The 2,143-nt window shown below is 41.1% G+C and carries 1 protein-coding gene and 1 rRNA gene; both read right to left on the bottom strand.

What is annotated here, in order from left to right; all coding sequences use genetic code 11:
* Positions 1 to 140: 140 nt before the first annotated feature.
* The gene (locus AC04Q1_RS26410; RefSeq protein WP_478367512.1) at positions 141 to 1,007 is read right to left on the bottom strand and encodes a DUF808 domain-containing protein; all 867 of its coding nucleotides are present in this window, start codon (positions 1,005 to 1,007) and stop codon (positions 141 to 143) included.
* 888 nt (positions 1,008 to 1,895) lie between these two features.
* Positions 1,896 to 2,007, bottom strand: a 5S ribosomal RNA gene (gene rrf, locus AC04Q1_RS26405).
* Between the last annotated feature and the right edge of the window lie 136 nt (positions 2,008 to 2,143).

Genomic DNA, 2,143 nt, shown 5'->3' with positions numbered 1-2,143 from the left:
AGCAACGGCAGCCCCCGGTTTTTTCTACCGGGGCTATAGTGGATAGCAGGGCTAAACCTAAATAATAGCACAGTCCCTGCTTTACTAAAAAAAATTAAGTAGTAATTAAATAGGTTGTCAATTACGGATACGCTTATCCGTTAAGCTTTGATAATGCCAATAATTTTTTTAACCAAAGTTATCACCAGCACCATGACCAGGCCAGCGGTTAATCCCAACCCAAATTCTCTGATAATGGATGGTAGTGTCGGGAAAATATGATGCAAAAAGCCAACATTGTGCGCAAAGATCCCTCCCGATACCAGAATTAGTGCAATAGTACCAACAACACTCAATATCTTAATGATAACTGGTAGTGATTGTACCAGGAACTTACCGATCACCGAAAGAATACCCTTTTCGCCAGAAGCTTTCATTAACCGATATCCGGCATCATCCATTCTTACAATGAGGGCCACGATTCCATAAACACCAATGGTAGCCAATAATGCTACAACTGAAACGGTCATGATCTGTATAGCCAACTTTTCTTCTAATACACTTCCAAGTGCAATGATCACAATCTCTATGGACAGAATAAAATCAGTCATGATCGCCGACCTGATCTTTGCCTTTTCTGCTATATCACCTTCTTCTATGACTTCCTTTGCCTCGACATGTGAAGACTTAGGCCGATGAAAAAAATATTCAACCACCTTCTCCACCCCTTCATAGGCTAGATACAATCCGCCCAATACCAGGATCACCTTGATCGCGACAGGAAAAAAAACGTTGAGTAATAAAGCTACCGGAACAATAATCAACTTATTAACAAATGATCCTTTTGTAATCGCCCAAAGTACCGGAAGTTCTCTTGAGGAAAGGAAACCTGTTGATTTTTCTGCATTTACCGCCAGGTCATCACCCAAAATACCTGCCGTCTTCTTAGCCGCAACCTTGGCAGTTACAGCCACATCGTCCATTAAAGCACCTATATCATCTAAAATCGCAAAAAAACCTGAAGCCATATCTAATTTATTAATGCCGCAAAATATCAATTCCTTTTTAGATTTGGGTTATTAGATTCAAAATCTTTAAGGCCATACAATAATATTGAGGTGCATTTATGATGCTTATTTAAAGCAAGTATTACGTACTTAGCGGAACTTACAAATAAACAAATATGGAACAGTTTAAGAACAATAAAGTTTGAAAGACAGTACAGCGGAAAAGGGAATTTTTAAAATAATATAGTTTACTTTTTGAAGCGCAATACCTGTACGCTATAGGTTGGGTCCCGTCCTGCTGTACGCTTAATCCTTTTGGGAAATCGGTCTGTTAAGTAAATACATACTGCCCAAAAGGGATACCGCTGCCATCAGGGCTATTGGCTGCAGTGGTGGAAAACAGAAGAGGGAAAATGTAAAATGGATGATGGAAACCTCTGCGGATATCCGCCGTAGCCGCGGGAAAGATATCGATGCAGCTTGCGGGCAGTTAGCCGTTAAAGAAGAAGCGGCCAGGGCTTAACTTTCCATTACATCTTCTTGTTCTTTAGGTCAAAGCTTTTTCAATGATCTTATTTTTTGAAGCGCAGTACCTGTATGCTATATGTTGGGTCCCGTCCTGCTGTACGCTTAATCCTTTTGGGAAATCTATCTAATAAACAAATGCATGCTACCCAAAAGGGATACCGCTGCCATCAGGGCTATTGACCGCAGTGGTGGAAGAGGGAAAATGGATGATGGATAACGGAAACCTGCGGAGACCGGCTCAATCTGCGGGGACAAATAATATGATGGATGATGTTAAATGTAGGATGGGTGATGTGGAACTGTGTCCCAGACTTATAAACGGCAAATTGCCGTAAACAAAGAAAACCCTTCAACATTGCTGTTGAAGGGTTTTCTTTTAAGATTTGGCACCGACCTACTCTCCCACGTGTTACCGCAGTACCATCGGCTCTGGTGGGCTTAACTTCTCTGTTCGGAATGGGAAGAGGTGGACACCACCGATATAGGCACCTAAATATTTTTAATTAAGGTTGAGGGAGGGTTACTTTTCGCCTTCCGGCCTTAAATCTATATCAGTTTCAATATTTCAATCCATGCTGCCTTAAACATAAGGCCTTGTATATAACCAAGAAAACCCCTCAATATTTCTA

This window comes from Pedobacter humicola (assembly GCF_056490705.1).
Note: the sequence above shows the minus strand (reverse complement) of the source record. Positions and strands in the feature narration are given on the sequence as shown.

Excerpts from the sequence above, each read along its gene's own strand:
- AC04Q1_RS26410 (WP_478367512.1), bottom strand. The coding sequence starts at position 1,007 with ATGGCTTCAGGTTTTTTTGCGATTTTAGATGATATAGGTGCTTTAATG.